21 protein-coding genes are annotated in these 23,641 nt (G+C 32.5%); 14 read left to right on the forward strand and 7 right to left on the reverse strand.

Annotation, left to right across the window (positions count from 1 at the left end):
• Positions 1 to 70 precede the first annotated feature (70 nt).
• The 3 genes from gwsS to CG11_RS26935 are packed head-to-tail and all read left to right on the forward strand — an operon-like array spanning position 71 to position 4,699.
• Entirely contained in the window at positions 71 to 1,168 is a 1,098-nt protein-coding gene (gene gwsS, locus CG11_RS26925; protein WP_052600010.1) for a grasp-with-spasm system SPASM domain peptide maturase, read from the forward strand.
• A gap of 6 nt (positions 1,169 to 1,174) precedes the next feature.
• Positions 1,175 to 3,367 carry a peptidase domain-containing ABC transporter gene (locus CG11_RS26930; RefSeq protein ID WP_052600011.1) on the forward strand — a complete coding sequence of 731 codons (2,193 nt, stop codon included), beginning with the start codon at positions 1,175 to 1,177 and terminating at the stop codon, positions 3,365 to 3,367.
• A 3-nt stretch (positions 3,368 to 3,370) separates the two neighbouring features.
• Positions 3,371 to 4,699: an HlyD family secretion protein gene (locus CG11_RS26935; RefSeq protein WP_052600012.1), complete on the forward strand. Its 1,329-nt coding sequence runs from the start codon at positions 3,371 to 3,373 to the stop codon at positions 4,697 to 4,699.
• A 14-nt stretch (positions 4,700 to 4,713) separates the two neighbouring features.
• Here the strand turns inward: CG11_RS26935 and CG11_RS26940 are convergent, their stop codons facing one another.
• From CG11_RS26940 to CG11_RS30265, 3 genes are all read right to left on the reverse strand, one after another.
• Positions 4,714 to 7,611, reverse strand: coding sequence for a type IIL restriction-modification enzyme MmeI (locus CG11_RS26940; protein ID WP_156039935.1), 2,898 nt, complete (start codon positions 7,609 to 7,611; stop codon positions 4,714 to 4,716).
• Between the two features lie 91 nt (positions 7,612 to 7,702).
• A complete protein-coding gene (locus CG11_RS26945) occupies positions 7,703 to 8,980 on the reverse strand; it encodes a helix-turn-helix domain-containing protein (protein ID WP_052600014.1) in 1,278 nt (425 codons plus the stop codon).
• A gap of 732 nt (positions 8,981 to 9,712) precedes the next feature.
• Positions 9,713 to 9,886 carry a hypothetical protein gene (locus tag CG11_RS30265; protein WP_156039936.1) on the reverse strand — a complete coding sequence of 58 codons (174 nt, stop codon included), beginning with the start codon at positions 9,884 to 9,886 and terminating at the stop codon, positions 9,713 to 9,715.
• A gap of 530 nt (positions 9,887 to 10,416) precedes the next feature.
• Between CG11_RS30265 and CG11_RS26950 the strand changes: the two genes are divergently transcribed.
• Positions 10,417 to 11,349, forward strand: coding sequence for an ArdC family protein (locus CG11_RS26950; RefSeq protein WP_052600015.1), 933 nt, complete (start codon positions 10,417 to 10,419; stop codon positions 11,347 to 11,349).
• Position 11,350: 1 nt separating this feature from the next.
• Entirely contained in the window at positions 11,351 to 11,608 is a 258-nt protein-coding gene (locus tag CG11_RS30700; protein WP_052600016.1) for a hypothetical protein, read from the forward strand.
• 102 nt (positions 11,609 to 11,710) lie between these two features.
• Here the strand turns inward: CG11_RS30700 and CG11_RS26960 are convergent, their stop codons facing one another.
• Positions 11,711 to 12,025, reverse strand: a complete 315-nt coding sequence (locus CG11_RS26960) for a hypothetical protein (RefSeq protein WP_052600017.1) — start codon at positions 12,023 to 12,025, stop codon at positions 11,711 to 11,713.
• A gap of 63 nt (positions 12,026 to 12,088) precedes the next feature.
• On the reverse strand, positions 12,089 to 12,355 hold the full coding sequence (locus CG11_RS26965; RefSeq protein ID WP_052600018.1) for a helix-turn-helix domain-containing protein: 267 nt from the start codon (positions 12,353 to 12,355) through the stop codon (positions 12,089 to 12,091).
• A 140-nt stretch (positions 12,356 to 12,495) separates the two neighbouring features.
• On the opposite strand from CG11_RS26965, the gene CG11_RS26970 reads away from it, so the two are divergent.
• Genes CG11_RS26970 through CG11_RS26980 form a run of 3 tightly spaced genes read left to right on the forward strand, consistent with a single transcriptional unit; the run spans position 12,496 to position 14,499 of the window.
• A complete protein-coding gene (locus tag CG11_RS26970; RefSeq protein WP_156039937.1) occupies positions 12,496 to 12,999 on the forward strand; it encodes a hypothetical protein in 504 nt (167 codons plus the stop codon).
• Positions 13,000 to 13,017: 18 nt separating this feature from the next.
• Positions 13,018 to 14,049, forward strand: coding sequence for a hypothetical protein (locus CG11_RS26975; protein ID WP_052600020.1), 1,032 nt, complete (start codon positions 13,018 to 13,020; stop codon positions 14,047 to 14,049).
• A 24-nt stretch (positions 14,050 to 14,073) separates the two neighbouring features.
• Positions 14,074 to 14,499, forward strand: coding sequence for a hypothetical protein (locus CG11_RS26980; RefSeq protein ID WP_052600021.1), 426 nt, complete (start codon positions 14,074 to 14,076; stop codon positions 14,497 to 14,499).
• Positions 14,500 to 14,557: 58 nt separating this feature from the next.
• Here the strand turns inward: CG11_RS26980 and CG11_RS26985 are convergent, their stop codons facing one another.
• Both CG11_RS26985 and CG11_RS26990 read right to left on the reverse strand, forming a co-directional pair.
• Positions 14,558 to 15,121, reverse strand: a complete 564-nt coding sequence (locus tag CG11_RS26985) for a JAB domain-containing protein (protein WP_052600022.1) — start codon at positions 15,119 to 15,121, stop codon at positions 14,558 to 14,560.
• Positions 15,122 to 15,156: 35 nt separating this feature from the next.
• Positions 15,157 to 17,475, reverse strand: a complete 2,319-nt coding sequence (locus CG11_RS26990) for a hypothetical protein (protein ID WP_052600023.1) — start codon at positions 17,473 to 17,475, stop codon at positions 15,157 to 15,159.
• A 133-nt stretch (positions 17,476 to 17,608) separates the two neighbouring features.
• On the opposite strand from CG11_RS26990, the gene CG11_RS26995 reads away from it, so the two are divergent.
• The 6 genes from CG11_RS26995 to CG11_RS27020 all read left to right on the forward strand — a co-directional run bounded on the left by CG11_RS26995 (position 17,609) and on the right by CG11_RS27020 (position 23,592).
• Positions 17,609 to 18,031 (forward strand): hypothetical protein, encoded by a 423-nt coding sequence (locus tag CG11_RS26995; protein ID WP_052600024.1) that lies wholly within the window; start codon positions 17,609 to 17,611, stop codon positions 18,029 to 18,031.
• A 132-nt stretch (positions 18,032 to 18,163) separates the two neighbouring features.
• Entirely contained in the window at positions 18,164 to 19,348 is a 1,185-nt protein-coding gene (locus CG11_RS27000) for a hypothetical protein (RefSeq protein ID WP_156039938.1), read from the forward strand.
• Positions 19,349 to 19,410: 62 nt separating this feature from the next.
• Positions 19,411 to 20,109 (forward strand): hypothetical protein, encoded by a 699-nt coding sequence (locus tag CG11_RS27005; protein WP_052600026.1) that lies wholly within the window; start codon positions 19,411 to 19,413, stop codon positions 20,107 to 20,109.
• A 59-nt stretch (positions 20,110 to 20,168) separates the two neighbouring features.
• The gene (locus tag CG11_RS27010; protein WP_197043994.1) at positions 20,169 to 21,749 is read left to right on the forward strand and encodes a type IV secretory system conjugative DNA transfer family protein; all 1,581 of its coding nucleotides are present in this window, start codon (positions 20,169 to 20,171) and stop codon (positions 21,747 to 21,749) included.
• Between the two features lie 23 nt (positions 21,750 to 21,772).
• A complete protein-coding gene (gene mobC / locus CG11_RS27015) occupies positions 21,773 to 22,315 on the forward strand; it encodes a plasmid mobilization relaxosome protein MobC (protein WP_052600028.1) in 543 nt (180 codons plus the stop codon).
• 5 nt (positions 22,316 to 22,320) lie between these two features.
• Positions 22,321 to 23,592: a relaxase/mobilization nuclease domain-containing protein gene (locus tag CG11_RS27020; protein ID WP_052600029.1), complete on the forward strand. Its 1,272-nt coding sequence runs from the start codon at positions 22,321 to 22,323 to the stop codon at positions 23,590 to 23,592.
• Positions 23,593 to 23,641: the final 49 nt, after the last annotated feature.

The raw sequence follows: 23,641 nt of genomic DNA on the forward strand, positions 1-23,641 counted from the left end.
AAATATTTGAATCTTATAATAGTACACAGTCTAGTTGTCATAAATTCAGTAAACCCATTTCAAAATTATCATGAGTAATTATATAAAATTACATGCGAACTGTATCATAGTAAAAGGAATTTCTAGAAGCATTTTGTGTGATTTACAACGAGGAGAAATCTTTTCATTACCTGATGGTATTGTAGAAATATTCACAAAATATGAGAACTTATCGATTGATGCTATTTTTCAAAAATACGATAAGGATATTCATAATCGGATACAGGAATTTTTTGATTATTTAGAAATGCAAGATTTAGCATTTTATACTTCTACTCCTCAGAATTTTCCAGCTTTAAATATTGAATGGAAACATCCTAGTAATATTACAAATGCAATATTAGATTTTGATGAAAAGTCAACTCACGATGTAGGGTTGTTTGTAGATAAATTGACAGAATGGGGGTGCAAAGGTATAGAAGTTCGTTGTTTTCATAGTATTAATGAAGAACGACTGTATGAAATTTTATCCTATTTCAAGAAAACAAGAATAAGAGATGTTAAAGTATTCTTTGCTTACAATCCAGATGTATATAATTGGAATTTTGAGAAAATATTTGTTTCTAACCAACGGACTTCGTCTTTGTTTATTCATTCTGCTCCTAAAGATGAACAATTATATAAAAGCGAGTACTTTGCTGATGTAGGAGTATATTTAATATCTAACCAAATACATAGTGAGTCCCATTGTGGTGCTATTAATACAGGTTTTTTTGCTGTAAATGTCAATACATTTACAGAAGCTCAAGTATATAATACTTGCCTTAATAGAAAAATATCCGTTGATAAGAATGGTCAAATTAAAAACTGCCCTTCTATGAAAAACTCTTATGGTCATGTAGAAACAACAGACTTAGATGAAGTTATTAGAAGTTCTATATTTAAAGAAGTTTGGAATATAAAAAAGGATGATATAAAAAAATGCAAAACTTGTGAATTTAGATATATCTGTACAGATTGTAGAGCTTATTTAGAGAACCCTGATGATATTTACTCGGCTCCTTTGAAATGTGGTTATGATCCAATAACAGGAGAATGGGAGGAATGGAGTCAAAACCCATTAAAAAAGCAAGCCATACAACATTACAAACTAAATACTATAATAACAGAATCTGAACTCAAATCATAATATTTTATGCCCTTACAGTTTCCGTATTATCAACAACATGACACAATGGATTGTGGTCCAACTTGTCTAAAGATGATTGCTGCTTATTATGGTCAAAACTATACATTAGAACACCTACGTTCTAAAAGTTATTTCTCTCGAAATGGGGTTTCTTTGAAGGGTATAATGGAAGCCGCAGAAACGATTGGTTTTCGTACTATGTCAATTAAAGTTCCACTTTATAGTGAAGGAAATGATATTGTAGGATTGTCAGAAGCGCCTTTGCCTTGTATCGTACATTGGAACCAAAAGCATTTCGTAGTAGTATACAAATACAGCAAAAAATATATTTGGATTGCCGACCCAGCAAGTGGTAAACACAAACTAGAGCATAAAACATTTCAAAAAAACTGGATTAGTGATGATAAAAAAGGTATTGCTTTACTACTAGAAACAACACCCCAGTTTTTTGAGCAAGAAAAAGAAGCAATTGAAAAAAGAGGATTTGGTTTTTTAATCAAATACTTATCCCCTTACAAAAAATTAATTTTTCAATTATCGATAGGGTTGTTGTTGGGAAGTCTTTTTCAGCTTGTTTTTCCATTTCTAACCCAATCTATTGTTGATGTAGGAATACAGAATCAAAATATTGGCTTTATATGGTTAATTTTGATTGCTCAATTAATGGTCTTTGTAGGACAAACAGGAGTAAGTCTATTACAAAGTTGGATATTATTGCATATCAGCACTCGAATTAATATTTCTCTAGTGTCAGACTTTTTAGTAAAGCTAATGAAATTACCTATTGGTTTTTTTGATACTAAGATGATTGGTGATTTATTACAGAGAATAGGAGATCATAAACGTATTGAATCCTTCTTAACAGGATCAACACTAAATATTCTTTTCTCTTTAATTAATTTGTTGATTTTTGGAGTCGTTCTATTACTTTATAATAGTACTATTTTTCTACTCTTCTTAGGCTTTAGTGTTATTTATTTTCTATGGATTTTTATTTTCCTAAAAAAACGAAAGGAGGTCGATTACCAACTCTTTAGTGAACTATCTCAAAATCAAAGTACACTTATTGAGTTAATCAACGGTATGCAAGAAATAAAACTTCAAAATAGTGAACATAAGCATAAACGATATTGGACAAATATTCAAGCAAGACTTTTCAATGCTAATATTCGTTCTCTCTCCATTAGCCAGTATCAAGATACAGGAGCTAATTCTATCAATAGGGTAAAAGATATTTTAATATCATTTATCGCAGCAAAAGCAGTCATTGAAGGTAGTATGACACTTGGGATGATGCTAGCAGTTCAATATATTGTAGGACAATTAAATACTCCTTTGTATCAAATGATTGGTTTCATTCGGACGGCTCAAGATGCTAAAATTAGTTTAGAGCGATTGAATGAAATCCATGGCAAAGAAGAGGAAGAAAAAGATGGACTTGAATTAGATATTGTGCCTAAAAATGTCGCTATAAGGCTAGATAACGTAAACTTTAGATATAATGAACTCGATGATGATGTATTAAAGGAGATTGACTTAACAATTCCAGCGGGTAAAGTAACAGCCATAGTGGGCACGAGTGGAAGTGGAAAAACAACTCTAGTTAAATTATTACTTGGTTTTTACAAACCACGAAAAGGTAGTATTAAACTCGGGAATACACCAATTAGCAGTATTAAAAAAAGCCTATGGCGTGAGAAATGTGGAGCTGTGATGCAAGATGGCTATATCTTTTCAAATACCATCGCTAATAATATTGCAGAAAGTGATGAATCAGTAGATAAAAATAAGCTACTAAAAGCGGTAAAAATAGCCAATATTCAAGAATTTATAGAAGACTTACCATTGAGTTACAATACCAATATTGGAGCAAAAGGAAATGGAATTAGTCAAGGACAACGACAACGATTGTTAATTGCTCGTGCAGTTTATAAAAATCCTGATTTTCTCTTTTTCGATGAAGCTACTAATGCTTTAGACAGTAAAAATGAAAAAATTATTGTAGAAAATTTGGACCAATTTTTTGCAGGAAAAACAGTTGTTATTATCGCTCATAGGCTTAGTACAGTTAAAAATGCTGACCAAATAGTTGTTCTTGAAAAAGGCGAACTAAAAGAAATTGGAACGCACCAGGAACTAGTCCAAAATCAAGGGTTATATTTTAAATTAATCAAGGATCAATTAGAATTAGGAAATTAGATTATGGCAACAAAACCTTTGATAGAAAAAGCGGAAAATATTAAACTCAATAATAGTGATGAAATTGACCAAATTTTAGGTAATCCCCCAAATTGGCTGCTAAGATGGGGGATTACGATTATATTCTTAACAGTACTTATTTTTGCTTGGCTTGCATGGTTGATAAAATACCCAGACGTTATTCCAACAAAAATTACGATTATTACAGAAAAACCAGTTATTCAAGTTATAGCTAGAGCAAGTGGGAAAATTGATAGTCTTTTCATTCATAACAATCAAGAAGTAAATAAAGGGGATATTTTAGCCAGATTAGACAACCCAACCTCCGCAGACGATGTTATTAGATTATCTCATTTCTTAGAAAATATTGTTATTGAAAAAAATGAACATACAAAAATACCAGTTATCCCCAATTTAGCACTAGGTAATTTACAAGGAAGTTATGCTTCTTTAGTACAAAAAATAAATGCTTATCAATATTTTTTAGAACAAGAAGATGGTATTCAAAAGAGTAAATCTTTAAAGGCTCAAATTCAATATATAAGTGAATTAAACACAAATTTAAGGAAACAACAGCTTACCTTATTAGAAGAAGTAAATCTTTCTAAAAAAGACCTAAATCGTAATAAAAAACTACATTTAGAGAAGGTTATCTCAAATGTTGAATTGGAAAGAGTAGAAACTGCTTTTTTACAATACAAAAGACAATTGGAGGGTGTTGAAAATCAAATTATATCCAACAACATCAATATAGAGCAGTTACAAACTCAAATCACAGAAATTAACCAAAACAGAAATAATCTACAATCAGAGCATGAACTAAATATTATCACTAATATAGAAGATTTGAGAAGTAAAATAGAAACTTGGAAGGAATCTTATTTGATAGTGGCTCCAATAAATGGAACAATATCTTTTTCTCAAATATGGAGTGAGCAACAATTTGTGAATGCCAATCAAGCTATTTTTACAGTTGTTCCTAATGAAAAACAAGGAAAAGTTATCGGTAGAGCTGAACTGCCTATTGCCAATTCGGGTAAGGTGAAAATAGGTCAAAATATAAATATCCAATTAGATGGATTTCCCTTTCAAGAATATGGTGTTATAAAGGCAAAAGTTGGTGGAATTTCCCTTGTTCCTATTACCTCAATAGAGCAAAAAACTACCAATTATTTAGTTGAAGTTATCCTCCCAGACAACCTTGTAACTACCTACAGTAAAACAATCCCTTTTCGGCAAAAAATGGAAGGAACAGCTAATATAATAACAGAGGATAGAAGAATTTTAGAGCGTGTTTTTGATAAACTGAATAACATTCTCAAAAATACATAATTTAATACATATGTTTATTTGTTAAGATATTTAATATATATATCCGCTAATCTTGGGTGATAATTTTCTGTCAGTTCTTTTTTTACTTTATTTCTGATAATTGGAACATCTCCAAGTCGTTTCAGAATAACCTCGTGATGAAAAATAAGTACCCATTCAACTTTAAATTTTGAATAATCAAAAGAGTCTAAATTAATGAGCCAATTATGCCACTCACATAGGTTAGAGAGCTGTTTAATCCTAGTATCATTGGTATCTATATTTAAACTATAAAGAAGCAATGCAAAGTTAATAAAGTCAAAATTCCGAATATTTGGCTCACCATTCCATAATTTATAATTACCGTTCCCTTTAGACGCATTAACCGATTTAACATATTGACAAAAATAATCCTTGTAATCAATATTTATAACATTATAAAAAAGAAGAGTTCGGTAGAAATAGGGTGCAAATTTTCGATCTAGTTTTTTGAAAAATTCTGTTTCTAAAATTTTCTTATTAGTATCTGTTGAAACAGCCCAAAATAGAACTAAATTGTCATGATATTTATGATCTTCAATCGAACGTAAAATTCCTTTCTGTATAATAACTTCATCTTCCAATTTAAAATCAGAATGAAAGGTATTTAATGCGAAAAAAATTGCCTTGATCAAAGAATTATCTGATAGCCTTCTTTTATCAAGAGTTATACTTAAAATGCTTGTAAGTTCATTTGATTTAAAGTAATTTCCATATTTAGTAATGAACTTTGACAAAGTTTTCAATCGAGGAGCATAAAGTGTATTATCTGCTTTCAAAAAAGGAATTATAACAGGAATAAATGTTCTACATTGATCTTCTGTGAGTTCTGTTCTACTCAAAAGAAAGAATAAATTAAAGAATATATGCTCATATATTTGCTTAAAATGAAGGCTTGTTAATGCTTGTATTAAATATACATTTTCTATTGGCTCAAACCATATTATTCGACCATGATTAGATTGTAAAAAATTCTTTACTTTCTCAAGTAAATCATTCTTTGCATTCTCTGAAAGAGCAATATCATTTATTTTATATGTCTTGCAAAGTTCTTTAACGGTTTCTGAATATAGATCAAAGACTATAAGGTTTACATGAAAAATTTCTAATTGTTTCAACTGAGCAGGATAACCATGACTTGAGTAACTAATTAAATACCCCTCTAATACTTTTTTACAAAGATTCTTATATCCTGTAAAAGTATCTCCCAAAATATAATTGGTTGAATAATGAGATAAAAATGCAGCCAGTGATTTATTTAATTGAAAAGTATAGTCTGGAAAGCTTCCATCTGGACCTCTTTCAAAAGAAGCTTTAGCTTTCTTTAAATTAATTATTTTTTCTTCAATATTTTTTTCTGTATTTTTTTTTATCGTCTCATCTTTTATTTCAATTAAAGCCTTTCTTTGATCCAAATCAATAACATCTAATTCATGTAAAATAGCATCTAAATCAATAGACTTTATTTCGTTCATGATTTCTTCTTTATCCTCTAAAGAATATGCTCTATCTACTAAATTATGAAGTCTTAAGAGATTGTATTTTGCAATAAAGTAAAGAAATTGATTTCCCCCTTTTTCTTGGCGTGCAATATTTTTATAGATAAGAAAGCTCGTTTTAAATCTATTGGTGCCAACGATATGATGAAAATATCCAGATTCAAGCGTGTTATGCTCTTCTTTTCCTTCTCTTGCCTTTAAAGTTTTTAGTACAGTACTAAAATCAAGCCTTTTATAGCAACACCTTAAACACTCACATCTTGTTTCGTGATTACTTAAGTCTATTGAGAACTCTCGCATCTGACCACAATAATCTCTCATTTCATGGCTTAAAATACCTTCGATAGATGAATTACTTTGACTAAGGTGCTCGTGAACTAGGTCTACATTTTCATAACATCTGATCTTAAATATCAAACATTCATTAAATCGTTTGATTAAAAAGGATATTTTATCTTGAAATTCAACAACTCCCCATTCTGTTAATTCTTTTCTAAGAGGTTCGCTTAGTAGGATTTTTTGAGATTCTATTGTAATACCACTAAACAGACTAAATATGTCTTTTTCAGTCGACTCTAAAGTGAAACTTGAATAATGGTGCACATATCTATTCCCTTTATTGAAAGGCATTGCATTTGCTAAAATATTAGGATTTACATACATGAGTCCATCGAATTTCTTGATGAGATTGTATATTCTATCAAGTATATGAGATGAATCCTTATTTGCCATTTGGCTTTTAAATTCTCGACTTTTCTCTATCAGTCGTTCAAGTCTAGGGGTGCCATCTTTACTTAATAAATTTTCTATTTTAAGAAGAAAAAAGAATCTTTTTAATTGATACTCATCTTTCAGTTGATCCAAATAAAAAGCTTCATATTTACTGGCATCATCACTTTTATATAATCGAATTTCAACAAAATTAGAAACTATAACCCACTTGCACTTTTTTCCATATTTAGGGGCATACGAAAAAGCCTGTTCAACAGGGGTCTGTTTATTGTCAGCTCTATTCTGCTTTTTATCTAAATTTGTATTGGCAGATTTCATTTCAATAACTCCATATACATTTGTGCTTAGATCTTCTTCTACATTAAAATAACCAATTGCACCATCTGGCTTCCTACTATCAATAAGAGTCTTTAATTCTTTTTGAAGGTTCCAGTTATTAGGATTTCTATAATTAAACCCTAACACGTCCCCAAATATATCATTAATAAAATCAGCTGCTATTGAGGTCTCATTTTGTCCTTCAAGTTTCCCAGATCGATACTTCAAAAACCAATCATTCAGAATGACCTTTTTTGATTCGAGTCCATCAATTGTACTAAGATGAAAAAGGTTTAAATGATTCTTTAGAAAATCCTCTTCGATGATAGGTTGTTGTTTCTTCAATGTTGTCCTATTAAAGCTGTAAGAGAGAAATGCACTACAAAATGTAGTTTTTGTTTTAAAAAATTCCCTCAGAATTTGATTATTATTACGCTTAAAGTTGAAAAAGTGTTTTTGGCGATATTTTGTTTTCAACAAAGCAACATTCCTTTTCTATTCCAAAAACTCTACAAATTTGCTCACTATGCCTTTTCGCAACATCAAGTATATCTTCTTTTGTCAATTTCCTAGGATTAAAAGCAAAATTGAGTTTCAAATTAGTATGTTGCTTATTGATATTTTTACCAATACCAATAGTATCTTCTCGGCATAGTGAATTGAATCCATAGAGTTTAAAATCCAATATACTATTAAAGCTTATTTGCAATAAAACATCATCAAATGAATCCATCATTTCATAGAGTTTTCTTGCCCACTCTAAAAGAAGCATTTCATAACTAATAATATGGCTTAGGTAGGTGGATATTTTCCATTCTTGGGTATAGTCTTTAAAAAGAGAAGTAAAAGTATCTGAAAAACCAGCTTCTACATACCCATTATTTGCAATTTCAAAATAGGATGAAAAAGAATTATTGTTAATAACTTTAAGCACTATACTATCAAGTTTTAAATCATATTGATATGTATAATAAAGCGATTTAGATGGTAAAGGATCTAAACCCGATTTATTTTGCTCTAACCACATTTTTAAATCGGTTATAGGAAGCTTGATTTTTTCTTCGTTAGGGTACTGAGGAATCAATGAAAATAAAATTACAGGTTTAGGTTTTCCTGTTTTCTCAGGTACCATACTCCATAATTTTTTAGAATTTCTATTTATTCCAAAATTAGGATCATCCTCATCTAATAAATTTTTTTTCTCAAGAAATTTATTAAAGTCACTTGTTCTATTTCTTGAAAATTCAAACATATCTCTGATTTGATAGTGATTTGCTTTTTTTGAGCTGTCGTTAATCCTTACATAATAAGTATATAGGCTGCTTACCATATGTGGCTTTTTTGTACTTTCGGGAATGTGTATGACAACTAATACCTTATTTGAACTTGGTATATCAATAATTTTAGGATCATAGTAAAGAACATTTGGTTCTATATTAGACCCAACAACTTGATTTAACCATTCATCAATAGGTTTATTGTTTATCTCTTTATCAACTCCAAGTATCTCTAAATTATCATTAACCCCAATAATTAAGTAACCTCCATTACTATTTGCAAAAGATGAAATATCCTTTGCAAGTTCATTTTTTGCCCTATCAGGGTTCCCTAAACTTTTTTTATAATCTAAGTGATACCCTTCCTGTTCTTTTCTATCATTTACAAGATATTCTATATCAGAGTATTTTAAGTCAGATACATGTTTAGCAAACATTATGTCGTTTAATTTAGTATTCATGTAAGAACACATGACTCGTGTGTCCAAAACAAAATATAATAAGAACAATGAAATTATTCTAAATATATAAACTACACCTTATTTATCCTACTCTGATAGAATATTCTTTGAATATTTATTAAGGTACGAAAGTAATTATGAATCTTAGAGAGAGTACTTACTTTTAAATCTATTCTATGCTTGTGCCTAAGTAACCTCCATCTCATAGATGAAATTTTGTATATTCTTTTTTCTACTAAATATAAAATCTCATTTCTTGACTGGTCTGTTCTTTTATCCTACGTTGTGTTGTAATTTTAACAATCATTGTCATCCCTAACTAAGATGAACTAAATCTCTGTCCAAATAAACATTACTCCGTTGAAAAATCGTATTAGTTTGATTATCAGTAAGATGTGCTTCTGTTAACCTTTGTGGTAAAAGACTGATAATCAAACTAATGCAAGATGCTTTTTTATGTTTTTCGTAGGAAAACTAAAAAATCAACGAAGTATTAAATAAAAGAACAAACTTCTAACAACAATTGACTACGTTCTTCTAGATTTATTGATCTAAAGTAATACACTGATTCATTGACAAACTATTACGATTTTTGTTAGAAAGAAAAAGCAGAAAGTACAAAGTTGGTTATGTTGTGTAAAAGAGTTTGAAAAATAGAAAAACGCTTCTTTTTGATGCTCTTACTTCTTGTCTCAAGAAATAGCAGTTCTAAAGAGAGAATAAGTAGGGAATGTCACCTATCAGAGTTTGTGGATCATTTAAGTAAGATCTTTTAAGCAAATTAATAATGGGTGGTGTTGCTTTGTCTAAAGCAACAAAAGCACCAGAACCAATTTCTGTACTTTCGGCATAAAGTGTTTGGCAAACTATAAGAGATTTCATAGGTCAGAAAATGAAGAATAAAAAAACGCACAAACATGTGCGAGAAAATTTTCTGACAAAAAGTAAGAGCAGGAATAATTCTACTCAAATACCTGCTCACACAAAATGCTTTTTTCTTCCCTCAAGCCTCAAATCTTCTACAACAAGTATTAAAGCGGTTTAGCATCCAAAATTTCACTTGCTTTCTATACGAGAATGTATGGCAACACATCTTCTAGACAAAAGAATTGACTTTGCTTTTTTTCTTTCTAAAATTTAATTGCAAATCCAAAAACAGTTCTATACAGAGCAACCCTACCATCCCATCACAATAGTCCCTAATAACAGGATAACACTAATACCTGTTATTGGACTAGGTCTGCTAGGCTGTAATTGGATTTGCGATTAGCTGTTATCCTGTTTTTGAGGAATTCCAAATTTTCATTTCGGCAGATATAACACCTGTGTTAGAGTACCACAAGCAGTCCTTTTGAAAGGGCTGTTTTTGCTATTTCACAGACCTACCATTGACAAACAAAAATGAAAATTTTATGGAAAAGACAAATCAAGAGAACTCTTCTTCTTCTCAACGAGTAGATTTCTACCGAGTGGTGACGAGAAGAATTATTGAGGAGCTTCAACAAGGTAAAATACCATGGCGAAGAACATTAAGTCATCCTTATACTGGATTTGCTAAGAATTTTTTTTCTTCTAGAAAATACCGTGGAATAAATTGGCTACTACTCAACCTTATGACCTCTCATGAAGTGCCCTTCTATTTAACTTGGAATCAAGTCCAAAAACTCGGTGGTAACGTATTGAAGGGAACAAAAGCCAATGAGGTTTTCTACTTCAATTCTTACTATAGAAACCGAGCAGGACATTTGATTTCGGTTGTTCAAGCAAAGCAACTAGAGGCACGCCACGAAGAAGTACAACGAATTTCGTACTTAAAAAAACACCATGTTTTTAACATTGCGTATACTCGTGGTATTGTATGGGAAGCACCAGAAGAAAGACACAAAAAGGATGTCATTAGTCATTGTGATTTGATTCTTGATGCGCTCAAAGAAGCTCCCATTCTCAAACATCAAGAAGATTTTGATGCCTATTACAATCCTGTCTTAGATCATATCGTATTGCCCAAATTTAAAGCATTCAATGACCCCGAGACTTATTATGTGTTGTTGTTTCATCACTTGATTCATTGGACTGGTAATATCAAACGACTGGCACGCCCAGGAATTATGGATAATACCTTAGGTGAAACAAGTATTTATGTAGAAGAAAGTTTGATTGCAGAACTAGGAGCTTGTATGCTAACAGCAATCGTTGGCATAGAGCAACTTACACAGTTAGAAGAAGGCTCGGACTATATTTCTTCATGGCTACAAGCCTTGGAGGAAGATAAGCGCTTCATCTTTCGTGTAGCATCTAGAGCTCAACAAGCAGTCGATTACATTTTGGAAGGAAGACGAGGTTGATATGGAGGTTCGATTTATATTCAATTGTATTTATTGCACCTCTCAACAACTTCAAATAATTGAAGCCTATGAGTCACTTTGGTTTAGTTTGAAAAATGCTACCAGAGTACAGAAACAAGCGATTATAGACACAGGTGATTTTGACAATGAAACCTTATTTCGAGACTACCATGTAACAGTCAAGCAGTTTTTCTATAAAGAAAAACAATTGCTTTGCGTAGAATGGTCTCGAATTCACTTTTTTTACGAATTACTATAATATTATTTTGGTGGGGAAATAGCAGGGAGGTTGTCTAATAACAACCTCCTTTTTTAAATAAAAAAGAGGCGCCAGATATTTCTGGCACCTTGGCAATTATCCTTAGTACTCCCAATCAAACAAGAGTGTACAATAATTGTGTTCGTTGGGCTGTTCTCCATTTTGGAGCGACTCTCTTGTGACTTGGTCAATAAAGAAGAGTTTGTATTCTGCTTCTTTTTGCTCAAATACTTGCAAATAGTCTTGCCCACCTTTTTGCTGTACTAAATTTATAATATGCGCATAAATTAAAGTAATTTCTTCTTCTGACAAGGTGTTTTGAACATTCCTCGTCACAAAGAACTTTCCATCAAACCAGTAATCTCCTGTTGTATATTCAGGAGGTTTATGCTCCCAACCAACATCTGTAATATCCATTTCATTGCTTTTTTGGTTAAAATTAGATTAGCAGGAAAAGGATATTTATGATTCAAAAAGGTGTCAACTATCCTCCTCTTTAGGTGGTATTTCAAAACCCTCCGAGAAAAACTCTTGGATTGTCATATTATGGGCTTCTAACAATTTGAAAAGTGTACTTAAATGCATATCAGACCCCGTCTCATATTTTCCATATTGAGATCGAGACATATTGTGTTCATATGCGAAATGGTCATAATTAGTATAGCCTTTTTGCTTTCGGACAGATCGCAAACGTGCTCCTACCTTTAAGAGCTTATCTTTTATATGTTGTTCTATTTTTCGTGTCATTTAGCAAAAATCCGATAAATAGTGCTCATTACTAAACATAAAAAATAGACCCTTATTTTTAATAGCCTATTTAAACAGGCTTTTTGTTTTTTTTTCTTACTTTTGAATGTATCAACTCATTTATTTCTAAACTTCTTCTGATGAAATCAATACTATTCAACCTACTAGCAACCTCCATTTTTATGCTTCCCTATTTCTCTTATGCACAAAAAATAAAGACAGGAAACACTGCTTTTTTTAAAATGGATGAACAACAATTTTCAAAACTAGATGGTCCTATACCTCGAGGCATTTATAAATTCAAAGTTCCTTTATATATCGCAGGATATGTAACAACACAGGATACACGATATGGACATGCGGATTTAAAAGCCCAGTATTTTCTATATACCTGCTCAGATACTTCTGATACATGGATTCAAACAACAAAAATTACTGTAGAAAAATACTCCTATACAGGCGAACTAGTCGCCACAGAAATTTGGGATTTAAGTAAAGAAAATCTTTACAGAAAAAAAGCCTATTACCTTAGACCACTGACGGGAGAGGCGATCAAAGTACTTACACGAGACAAAGTAGTTTACAAAACCGATTCCTGCCCAAGAATAAAAGCACAAAACAAAGTTGCCCCCCCTAAAAGATAACCTCTAAAAACATTTATTATGTATACTCTAATTTTTCTCCTCCTATTTGGAGTTTTCACTCAAAGCCTAGCACAAAATAAGTCACTTGTTGTTACTCAAAAAAAAGTTGATATCAGCATACCATTCTATGAAATAGAAAATATGTCTTGCACACAATTTAATGAAGCGAGAATTGTAGAGAAAAGAACAGATGCTTCTGGAAGTTATTTTAGCCTCAATACACATGACTATTTTTCCATATTAGATGGAGAGATTGCCCAAGTTTCTACAAAGAAAAATGATTTGTTAGAACGCTTCTCCATACATGTCTATGAGCAAAAGAATCCAAGGCATCTACAAACCACCAATTTCAAAATATTTCTAAAAGAAAAAAATTGGTCCGAAACAAAAGAGCAGATCAAAAAATCCATTGAAAAAGAACTCCAACAACAGTTTCCTTCGTACAAACTTGGACTCATTTTTTATATGTCTTCACATCAAGCTCAGTCTACACTCAAGGTAGTTGTTTCGTCCTCTACTGGAGGAGACGAGTTCGAAACGACAGAGGCTCAACGTCAACGATTTGAAGATATGTCAAAAGCCATCAATTCTGTGTTAGATAAGCTGATTGAAAAGCACATAACCAGTTACATTTACACAATTAGAAAAGATATTGTGCAACCTTATCAAAAAGAAATCGAAAAAAAACGGAATCCTAGAAAGCTCCATACAATGATATTTGATATTGAACAGCTTGGAAAATACAACGCTGACAAAGGACGCTTTGATGATGTTGTATGTAAGGATGGATGGCACCTTCAATATTTGGGTACTCCTATAAACCAAGCACGCCTATTACGCGCTAATCCTACTCAATATCAAATCATAGGATACGTATTTGAAGAAAATATGAGCCACCCTTGGTCACCCGATAAAGACCCTTCTGCTTTTGGTTTTTATGAAATAATACATAAAGAAACAAAAAAACTGGTAACTCGAACATTTGCTCGGTTCAGTACATCTTCTCGTCAAGCACATTACCGCTATACCCTCAATTTCCCAACTCTTTAATCACTCCATCAACTTAGAAGAATTATGAAAACAATTTTTTATCTCTTTTTTATCAATTGCATTGTAGTAACGAATATTTTAGGTCAAATTACTAGCCAAAGGGATTTTGACGATTTCCTAAACCTATACCCTGCTATCAAAAATATGAAACGGATAGAAACATCCAACCAACAAAACATGATCTATTATATTTCAAAAAAAGACCCCTCTATCTCTTGGTCGAGGGGTACAAACGTTTTTCAAGGAAAAATGCACACATTTGATCAATTCTCTATCACAAGAAAAGATGTTATTTATAAGTTATCCTGTAATACAATGAGCGATCATTTTGAGTTTAGTGTTTCTAAAAAAGTTGGTAGGCAATGGCTTCAATACAAACCTTTTAAACGATCTCTATCTTTTTTGCCTAAAAAAATGCGGGTATTCGTGAAATATCCTGTTCGCCTTTAGTCAATGACTAAAGAAAATAAGGCTTGCTTCTAGAGCAAGCCTTAGTAGTAAAATGTCTTTAGAGAATAAACATTGATGCGAAAGAATAATGCCATTTCGATTTTGACAAAATAATATGCTCTAGATGTCGTATACCTCTCAAACTTGCAAATTTTTTTAAAGCTCTTTCTGCTTTTATATCTGCTATTGAGGGCAACCCTAAACTTTTGGGGTGATTATGAGCGGTTATAATAGCCGATGAACCTATTGCTTTAGCCCTACATATGACCCTTTTTAAATTCACGGTGCATGAGCAGTGATCTCCTTCATCTTCGATACTATAACCTAGTGCACACAAATCTTTTGTTAAAAACAAAACCATATAATCTTCACGTAAGTTTATCATACTGTGATTCCAGTATTGATGAAAAAATTGCCAAGCAAGTTTCGACGAGTCTATAATATGTGTTTTTTCCAAATCTGGTTGATTCAATAAAACATCTGATTTTGAATTGAATAATTGAGGTATCTTTCCTATTTGTTTTTTTGCATTTTTTTGAAAGAAGAACATAATTTTTATATTAAACTCATATATATCCTGTAAAGAACAAGTGAGTTTGTATTGATGAAATATTTTACTCATCAATATCTTATAATAAAAATAAAAATATGTACAATTTATTCACAGTTTGATTTCACCATGTCTATGGTAGATATATTTGATTTGCCTTTGGTAATATTAGCTTCATACATATCAAAGTCTAAAGAATCTAAAATACGTATTCTTTGCTCATTCAAAGCTTTTATTATTCTTTTATTATATTCACTAGCAAATGAGTTGCACTCAATAGCATAAAATTTTTGCTCCATTTCATTTCTATCACTTGTAGTGTAGCACAATGAAATTTTATAGTGTATTAATTCACAACGTTGGATTTCTTTCATTCGGTAGAAATTGTATAAAATTTTTGCGTATATATCACCTACAGGAAATCCTTTATCAAAATCTATTTCACGTAAAATTTGAGAGAAATCTATACATGATCTTTGTCTTATTTTTAGACAGAGTAAAGCTACATTAATAGCTTTCTCAAAATCACCTTTTCTCATAAAAATATCCATCATTAATCGGTATATATGCATTAATAATTCTTCATTCTTAAAATCTGCTTGCTCACAAAAAAATTGGTATTCTTCTTCTGTCTTTACTCCCCAAAATAAAGCTCTTTCTCTATCACCTAATTCAGTATAAATATATTGTGTTAATAAGAATAAGCAACTTACTCTTAAAGCTTGTTTTGATAACAAATCAAATTGCATCAAATTACCTGCTTTTAATTGAGCCGGAACATTTTTTGTTTTTTCTAAAAATTCCTTAGCATGAGAAAAAGCTTTAGCATAATTTGCTTTATACAGTGGTTTATTTGCTTTATTATATAACGAATTCACATGAAAAGCATTTGCCAATATGCCTATTACATTTAGATCTTTTGTTTCAATACTATCAACATAAAAAGACTCAAATTTCTCAAGAATTGGTTCAGAATAAAGAGAAATTTGCATTAATAGATATAAGCTCCTTTTATCTGTAGTTCCTTTTAAAACATCAAAAGCTTTCTCCAACTGTCTTCTTTTTATATATTCCAAAGCAAAAAATTGCTCAATTAAAGGAATCAAATCCTCAAGATACTTCTCCCCTCTTCTATGTCTTGATATATGAACACTAAAATGATTTCTATTTTTATGATCAAACACTCCATCAAAAAGACTATTCAAAAAGCTATTAGTTGAAGGAATAATATCCCCAATATCATGTAACCACAAACTTTCTATTCCACAAGAAAAAGCTGTATCCCCATCATATTCATAACTCCCCCAAACTACAATATCTGCTTTAAATTTTTCTCCTAATTTTCTTGCTTCTTCTTTATTCAAATACCTATTTACAAGCTCTCTGTACTTTGTAGTATCCAAAACTTCAACTCGAAATTTCAGATTTTTATTTTCGAATAATTTTTGATGATAGTTTCCCATTTCTTGCGCTAAAATCTGCTCTACTTTCAGAAAATCTTTATCTTTTGAATTAGAAAAAGAAGGAATTACAACCAGTATTTCATCATCATTTTTAATTAATACAGGCTCTTCATTTTCTGGCATATCAATTCTCTCTTTACTAGAGGTACAATAATAAATACCCAAAAGAGCTAGAAGTACAACTGGTATTATTTTTTTCCACCAATTATTTTTTTGCAACCTCTTATTAGATCGATCTTCTATAAGATTTTTTGAATCATGCTCATTGCTGTAATGATAATGAACATGTTGGCTTTTATCTTCCAAATATTTATTGATTTGGAACAGATTCTGAATATAAACCCACCAACTTCCGTTTTGTTGCTGTTCATTTGGTTGATCTTGGAACTCTTCATCATTTTCTTCGTTTGGGGCATCTTGAGAATCCGGTTCCATCTTTTCAAAATGGTCAATCTCCATACTTTTTATATGATCCTCAAGATACTTTGGCAAGCCTTTTTCCCAATCCTTGTATAGTTTCAATATGTCTTCATCTGTTCGTATCTGCTCAAATTCTTCTAGCGATTTGGGATGGACAAATTCTCTCAACTTAGTAGTTGAGTCAATATTGAACTGAATAAATAAAGATGTATCAGTATTATCAGCGAGATATCGAGTTACAGCATCCATTAGTTCTATTGAGAATCCTGAATTTGATGCAGATTTAGAAAAAAACCTTCTGAACGTACTGTACTTTTCATCTGACGATTCCCAATATACATAGTCTATATATGGAGGAAAATTTTCACCTCTATGAGTTGATAAAAATTCTTCAATGGCTTTGTATACATCCTTATCGTAAGGATTAAGTTTTTTGCCTTTTTTATATTTTTTACGAAAAAAGCTAGGGCGTTCGTTTAAATCAGGTTTTACTTTTTTTTTGAAAAAATCCTCTAAATAGGACTTTGGAAAACGAAAATCCATAGTTTTTATACTTTTTTTAGTGGCAAAGTGGCATGCCACCGATGCCACTACCTTCTCAACTATCTTGCAGACATAATCAAAATCACACAACATAACTCATTGTGTAATATTTATAAAAATAAACATTTTAATTATGTCAACAAACAATTTTGAAGCATCTATTTCATCCGTCATTCGATTTCCGAAATTAGAGCGACTCTACAAAGAACTCGAAAACGAACTCACCTTAGAAGCCAAAATTTGGGGTGTTGAAGATGGAGGCAAAAATATTCCTCACTACAATAATACTAAGGGTATCCCCACTTCTATGGGAAACAAGATCAAGTACAAAACTCAAGAATTGAAAATTGTCGCTCATAACACATTTAAGCAGGCTCGTACTCCTGAATCTATTCGTGAGTACGTCAGACTTGCAACCAATAGAACATACAATATAAAGGGAACAAGTACAAACAAAGCAACTACTTCACTCCAAGAAATTGCTGTGATAGATAAGGCAGAGAGAACTATTCAACTTAACCTCGAAGAAGAAAAGCATCCAAGAAATCAGATTTAATTACCAAGAAGCTAGTACCTAATCGGGAATAACAAATCTAACAACTAAACATAAAACCCAAGTTTAATACATCAACGCACAAAGAGCCTAGCGTCAGCTCTAGCATTTTTTTAAAACAAAAAATATAAAATCATGAAACGAATACATTTTAAACGGACTACCAACATGCAGAGTCTTGAAATGGAACAAGTTCTAATAGACACAAATAAAAAAATGACCTTGTACGTGCACAAAAAAGGATTCAAAGATGGTTATAATGGCATTCCGTTGGAACAAGGTAAAAACGCAACTAAAAATGAAATTGATGCCGTATACTCTGACGTTGCTATACAAGCCCAAACCTTTTTTGATGAAGCAATGGTTCCTAACAGTAAGGCACAAAAACACTTTGCTGAAATTCACATCACAGAGAACCAAATACAAGAAGTAAAACAAATCACGGAATTAGATCAAGAAATACTTGATAAAAGAATCGTCAATTGTAATGACAACGCCCAACGTCATATTAATGATCTAAATCAACGAGCCAATATTCTAAATGCTGCTATTGAAAATGCAAAACTAAAATTAGCAGAGTTACGAAACGCTATCAATGGCTTTCCATATCGAACACTAATATCTACAGCGTTATATTATGCACTTTTAATCTTTTTGCTCGCCGCAGATATTTTCGTCAATTTTAAAATTGTTGAATTGGTTGGGGAAATGCCAAAGATAATGTCACTCTTATTTTCTACGGCTATTGCTCTAGGTTTCGGATATCTTGCACATAGAACAGGAAAAGCCCTTAAAGAGGATAAAATGAGAGCTGCTTTTTTCTCAATTTTAATTGCAATTGGAACTTTTACTATACTACTCCTACTTCGATTATTTTTCGAAGATAATATCTTACTTACCTTATTCAATATCACTTTTTATGGTGTTGCATCTATCGCTGCTCATGAATATGCCTTTTCCAATGAAGAAATAGAGACCCTAAAAATACGCAGCTCTAATGAGAAAATAATGAAAGACGCTTATTCTCAAAAGAAACGTATTCTTGTTCAAATTGAAAAGATAGGAAAAAAGCGAGATAAGGAAATTACTGCTCTCATTGAAGAGACAAAAAAATCGACCCAACAAACAACAACAAAACAAAAAAGTATACCCCTAAATTATTCTATCGAAGATGCAGATTATTGGTGCAAATTAATACGAACCTATGCAGAAGGCTTTCAGAAAAGAATTCAGACCTCAAAAGAAGCCATTCTAAAAACATATGATGTACACCACCAAGAAGGTCTTCTAGAAAAACAACACGAAGCACCTTTGAAATAATAAATTTTATCATAACGTACCAACTGAACTCTATTCAGTTGGTACACCAAACAATTATCAATATGAAATATTTAGTGCAAGGGCTAATTTTCCTATTCATTACAGGTTGCCAACCACCCCACTCTTCTTATAATCATGTACTTGTTTTAACTGATATTACCGACACAACTATCACACAACAAATTGATATAGAAAGTTCTGCCAATTTTTTATTTCGAGAACTATTAGAATTAAGTATAGATGAAGTTTCTAATAATGGATTTAGCATAGGATTTTCAGCATTATCGGATCGTTATGAGAATCCAATGTTAGCATCAGTAGAACTACCATTAGGAAACTCCATGTTTACGCAAATTACCAAAGAACGTCTTGAGAATCAGAAACAAGCTTATAAGCAAATTCAATCAGCATTAGAGCTAGTAAAAACGGTAGAAAATCAACAAAAAAAATCATCTAACCTGTACCAACCTATTGTAGATGCAATAAAAGAACTAGATGGAAAGCAAGGGAGTAAAAAATCTCTTATTATTTTTTCAGATTTAATGCATCACTCCCATACAGGAGGTTCTTTGTATAAAGACACTACTGCCTTTCTGGATATGGTAAGTAAAACCTCCTACGAGATCCCTACTAATCTAGAAATTATTGTTGTTTTTACCCCAAAAACAGTACAACAAGATAAACTTCATAAAGAAGTTATACAACCTCTTTGGAAAAAAGCACTGAAAGGTACTAACATAAGATTTACAACGCAACTTTAATTTATTCCATTCACAACCCCATGCAAAGACTTTTCTTGCATGGGGTAATTCAAACAACAATGAAAAAACTCTTTAAGTTTACGACTAAAATACTGCTTGGTGCTACGCAAAAAACTGCCAAGACAGCTCTAGATACTACCGTGTCTCTAGGAAAACATACAGGAAAGTATGCAGGCAAATACATCAAAAACAAGTTAGAATCCCCTAGTAACCGATATGGGCAGACGCATTTCATGACCGATCAAGAGATGATTGACTCAAAATTACTCGATTCTAACTTTTCTGGTATTTGTCTCAATTCGCCTAAGTACACATTAAACCTAAAGAAATCATATTCTAATTTATTGATTTCAAGTTTTAGCGGAGGAGGCAAATCAAGTCGCGTTATCATTCCATCAATTCTAAATCAGATGGATCGTTATGCAAGCATTATTGTTACAGACGTGTCATCCGAGCTTTACAAGGCAACGGCTGGGTATGGAAAACTTCGTGGTTACTCTATTCAAAGGATTGACTTTTCTTCGCCAGAGACGTCTATCTTTTATAATCCGCTTCATTTTGCGACAACAGACAGAGAAATTGGAAATCTCGCCAATATCCTCATTAGCTCCGCCCTTCCTGATACAGGAGATAATGCATTTTGGAATCAATCATCAGCTTCTCTTATTGAGATTCTTATCAAACTGCTTAAATCCATTGACGAGCCCCAATATACGAACCTCGCCAATGTACGGTGGCTCATAAATAACTTTGGTGATGGCTCGATACTTCTTCCGTTATTCCAAAACCCCAAAGTACTACAAACACTGTATAGTGAATTTTTAGGTATTCTTCAAACACACCCCAAAGTACTCCAAACCATTTTATCAAATGCGCGGACAGCTTTACGAGTGTTTACAGACCAAAAGCTCTGTGCACTTACGAGTAAAAACGAGCTGGATATAGAGAGTCTTCGCACAAAGAAAAGCATCCTCTATATCACCGCAAAAGAAACCGATATTCCGCACTTGAAATTTTTTATTAATTGTCTCTATCAACAGCTCTTCGATTTCTTCACAAAAAACTTTACCTCCTCTTCTAGAGATGTTTTCTGCTACATGGACGAATTTCCTGCCATGGGCATCAAAAACATGGATTCTATCCTTTCTATCACCAGAAAATACCGCATAGCCTGTATTTTGGTATGCCAATCAACATCCCAACTTCATGCTCTCTATGGAAGGGATAGAGCCAATACACTTATAAAAGGTGCTATTGCTTCAAGACTCTATCTTGGAGGGCTTGATTATGACACAGCCGAAGAAATCTCAAAACAACTTGGCACCCATACATACGAAGATATTGATCCTTGGACACAAAATAAGAGTAATCCATACCCAAGAGACTTGATGCTTACCCAAGAAGTCCAACGACTCAAATCCGATGAAGCTATCTTTGTTCATGGTGCTTATCTTCCTGTGAAGCTAAAAAACTTTAGGGGTTACTATGAAGATAAAGAGCTTAGTAGACGAGCAGCGATAAAACCGCCACCACTTTATTCCAATCAACTCCCCTCTGTTCCCTTAATCCCATTACCCGACTTATCAAAACCTCAAGTACCTCCTAAAGACAGTCCTCCTAATATCTCTTTTGACCTTTAACACAACGACTAAAAATTCTCATTATGAAATACAAAAGTTTTCAAGAATACCTCTTGGCACACGATTTAACCGATTCGCTCAACGATGCACAACGCAAAAGCCTTCAAAAACAATGGAGGAAAGACTACCAGAAGTATTATCACAAAACCTACAGTAAAAAACGCATCCGAAAAACAATTACGCTTAGTGTATCAGAAGATCGTCAGCTAAAAAAAATACTCAAAGAATATGATCTAAAGCTTAATGATGGCATCAAACAATTTGTCTTTGCCTACCTCAACCAAACATACGTTGTTCCTAAGCCAGAAATCATCGAGCAACTTATTATTCAGATACGAAAGATTGGTACAAATATAAACCAAATAGCACACCATGCCAACACATATCATACAACTACCCAAGAACAATTGGACATCATCTACAAGCTCCTTTACACGATTGAGGAAACTATTATCAACGCACTCTGTACACCACCTCGTTTAGATACCCTTCTACAAAATCACATCAAAGCATTTCCAAACGATCAGCGACGTATGCTAGAGATCATCCGCACCGCAAATAGATAGAGAATATGGTTATCAAAACACTTTCGTGCAAAAACAGGTCTGACATTACACGATTGATAGAATATGTACTCCACGATAAAGGAAGGAGAACAGAAAAAGATAATTCTTTTGTCATCACACAAAACATCATTGGCTATACCCAAAAAGCATACAAACAAGCTTTTCTTGCCAATGATGCTTTTCGTAAAGTTCGCAAAAATGGAACCGTCTTGCATCATGAAATTCTTTCCTGGAAGCAATGGGAGGGACTAAATACAGAAACGATGAAAGATCTTACAGAGCAGTATATACAGCTTCGTACAAAGGGGAATGGTCTTGTTTTGGCTGTTCCCCATATACACGAACCACATCCACATGTGCACCTACTTATCAGTGGCAACAAGGTACGAAGCAAGAAGTCCATGCGGATGAGTAAAAATCAGTTTAAAGAACTTCGAAAATCTATAGAAACCTACCAAAAGAAGCAGTATCCTCTACTGAATCACTCTCTCGTATACCAAAACTCTGATAAAGCACGACCAAGAGGGAAAGCAAAACGCCAAGACAAATATAGACAAGCACAAAAAAGAACAAACCGCCCACAAAAACTAGATAAAGAGCGTTTGGCTCAAGCTATAATACAGATGTATGAGCAAAGCTCTAGCGTACAAACATTCATTGACATTATCAACCAACAGCCACAATTAAGCCATTATTACTACAGATCAAAGTTAGCAGGAGTGCGCTATCATAATCGAAAATATCGCTTTACAACGCTTGGTATAAGTAAAGAGATGCTTCGTAGTCTTGAGCAGAAAACAATTGTTCCCCCCAAAACACATCAACAAGAAAAACCGAGTTTACTCAGTATGGTAATAAGCAATGAAAAACTCCAAGAGTATCTCAAATCCAATCGCCAAGAAATTCAAAATAAATCTCTTGAACAATATAAAAACCATATTCGCTCCATCAATGCAAAAACAAAAAAACACCAACAACAGGAACTAAAAAAGGTGCTCAAAAAACTCATTGAGACATCACGGAGTATGCCACAACTCCTTTACTTTTTTTCAAAAGTAGAGTTGCAACCTATTATCAAAAACAGGAAACTTACTGGCATAAAACACCAAGGAAATCTATATACATTTCAAGACCTTCAACTCCAAGAAAACATTCGTGAAAAACAAAAAATATTCGATGCTTACCAAAAGAAAAAAGAACAGAATAAACAACAAAACACCATTCAGCAAGATATAGAGTCACAACTTTATATCGATGGATTAGGGTTCTTTTTCTAAGCCTGTTTTACAACCTAAATTAAAAAGAGAGTTTGACTCCAAAACTATG

This window comes from Aureispira sp. CCB-QB1, from assembly GCF_000724545.1.
Taxonomy (GTDB): domain Bacteria; phylum Bacteroidota; class Bacteroidia; order Chitinophagales; family Saprospiraceae; genus Aureispira.

Excerpts from the sequence above, each read along its gene's own strand:
- gwsS (WP_052600010.1), top strand. The coding sequence starts at position 71 with ATGAGTAATTATATAAAATTACATGCGAACTGTATCATAGTAAAAGGA.
- CG11_RS26930 (WP_052600011.1), top strand. The coding sequence starts at position 1,175 with ATGCCCTTACAGTTTCCGTATTATCAACAACATGACACAATGGATTGT.
- CG11_RS26935 (WP_052600012.1), top strand. The coding sequence starts at position 3,371 with ATGGCAACAAAACCTTTGATAGAAAAAGCGGAAAATATTAAACTCAAT.
- CG11_RS26945 (WP_052600014.1), bottom strand. The coding sequence starts at position 8,980 with ATGTTTGCTAAACATGTATCTGACTTAAAATACTCTGATATAGAATAT.
- CG11_RS30265 (WP_156039936.1), bottom strand. The coding sequence starts at position 9,886 with ATGAAATCTCTTATAGTTTGCCAAACACTTTATGCCGAAAGTACAGAA.
- CG11_RS26950 (WP_052600015.1), top strand. The coding sequence starts at position 10,417 with ATGGAAAAGACAAATCAAGAGAACTCTTCTTCTTCTCAACGAGTAGAT.
- CG11_RS30700 (WP_052600016.1), top strand. The coding sequence starts at position 11,351 with ATGGAGGTTCGATTTATATTCAATTGTATTTATTGCACCTCTCAACAA.
- CG11_RS26960 (WP_052600017.1), bottom strand. The coding sequence starts at position 12,025 with ATGGATATTACAGATGTTGGTTGGGAGCATAAACCTCCTGAATATACA.
- CG11_RS26965 (WP_052600018.1), bottom strand. The coding sequence starts at position 12,355 with ATGACACGAAAAATAGAACAACATATAAAAGATAAGCTCTTAAAGGTA.
- CG11_RS26970 (WP_156039937.1), top strand. The coding sequence starts at position 12,496 with ATGAAATCAATACTATTCAACCTACTAGCAACCTCCATTTTTATGCTT.
- CG11_RS26975 (WP_052600020.1), top strand. The coding sequence starts at position 13,018 with ATGTATACTCTAATTTTTCTCCTCCTATTTGGAGTTTTCACTCAAAGC.
- CG11_RS26980 (WP_052600021.1), top strand. The coding sequence starts at position 14,074 with ATGAAAACAATTTTTTATCTCTTTTTTATCAATTGCATTGTAGTAACG.
- CG11_RS26985 (WP_052600022.1), bottom strand. The coding sequence starts at position 15,121 with ATGAGTAAAATATTTCATCAATACAAACTCACTTGTTCTTTACAGGAT.
- CG11_RS26990 (WP_052600023.1), bottom strand. The coding sequence starts at position 17,475 with ATGGATTTTCGTTTTCCAAAGTCCTATTTAGAGGATTTTTTCAAAAAA.
- CG11_RS26995 (WP_052600024.1), top strand. The coding sequence starts at position 17,609 with ATGTCAACAAACAATTTTGAAGCATCTATTTCATCCGTCATTCGATTT.
- CG11_RS27000 (WP_156039938.1), top strand. The coding sequence starts at position 18,164 with ATGAAACGAATACATTTTAAACGGACTACCAACATGCAGAGTCTTGAA.
- CG11_RS27005 (WP_052600026.1), top strand. The coding sequence starts at position 19,411 with ATGAAATATTTAGTGCAAGGGCTAATTTTCCTATTCATTACAGGTTGC.
- CG11_RS27010 (WP_197043994.1), top strand. The coding sequence starts at position 20,169 with ATGAAAAAACTCTTTAAGTTTACGACTAAAATACTGCTTGGTGCTACG.
- mobC (WP_052600028.1), top strand. The coding sequence starts at position 21,773 with ATGAAATACAAAAGTTTTCAAGAATACCTCTTGGCACACGATTTAACC.
- CG11_RS27020 (WP_052600029.1), top strand. The coding sequence starts at position 22,321 with ATGGTTATCAAAACACTTTCGTGCAAAAACAGGTCTGACATTACACGA.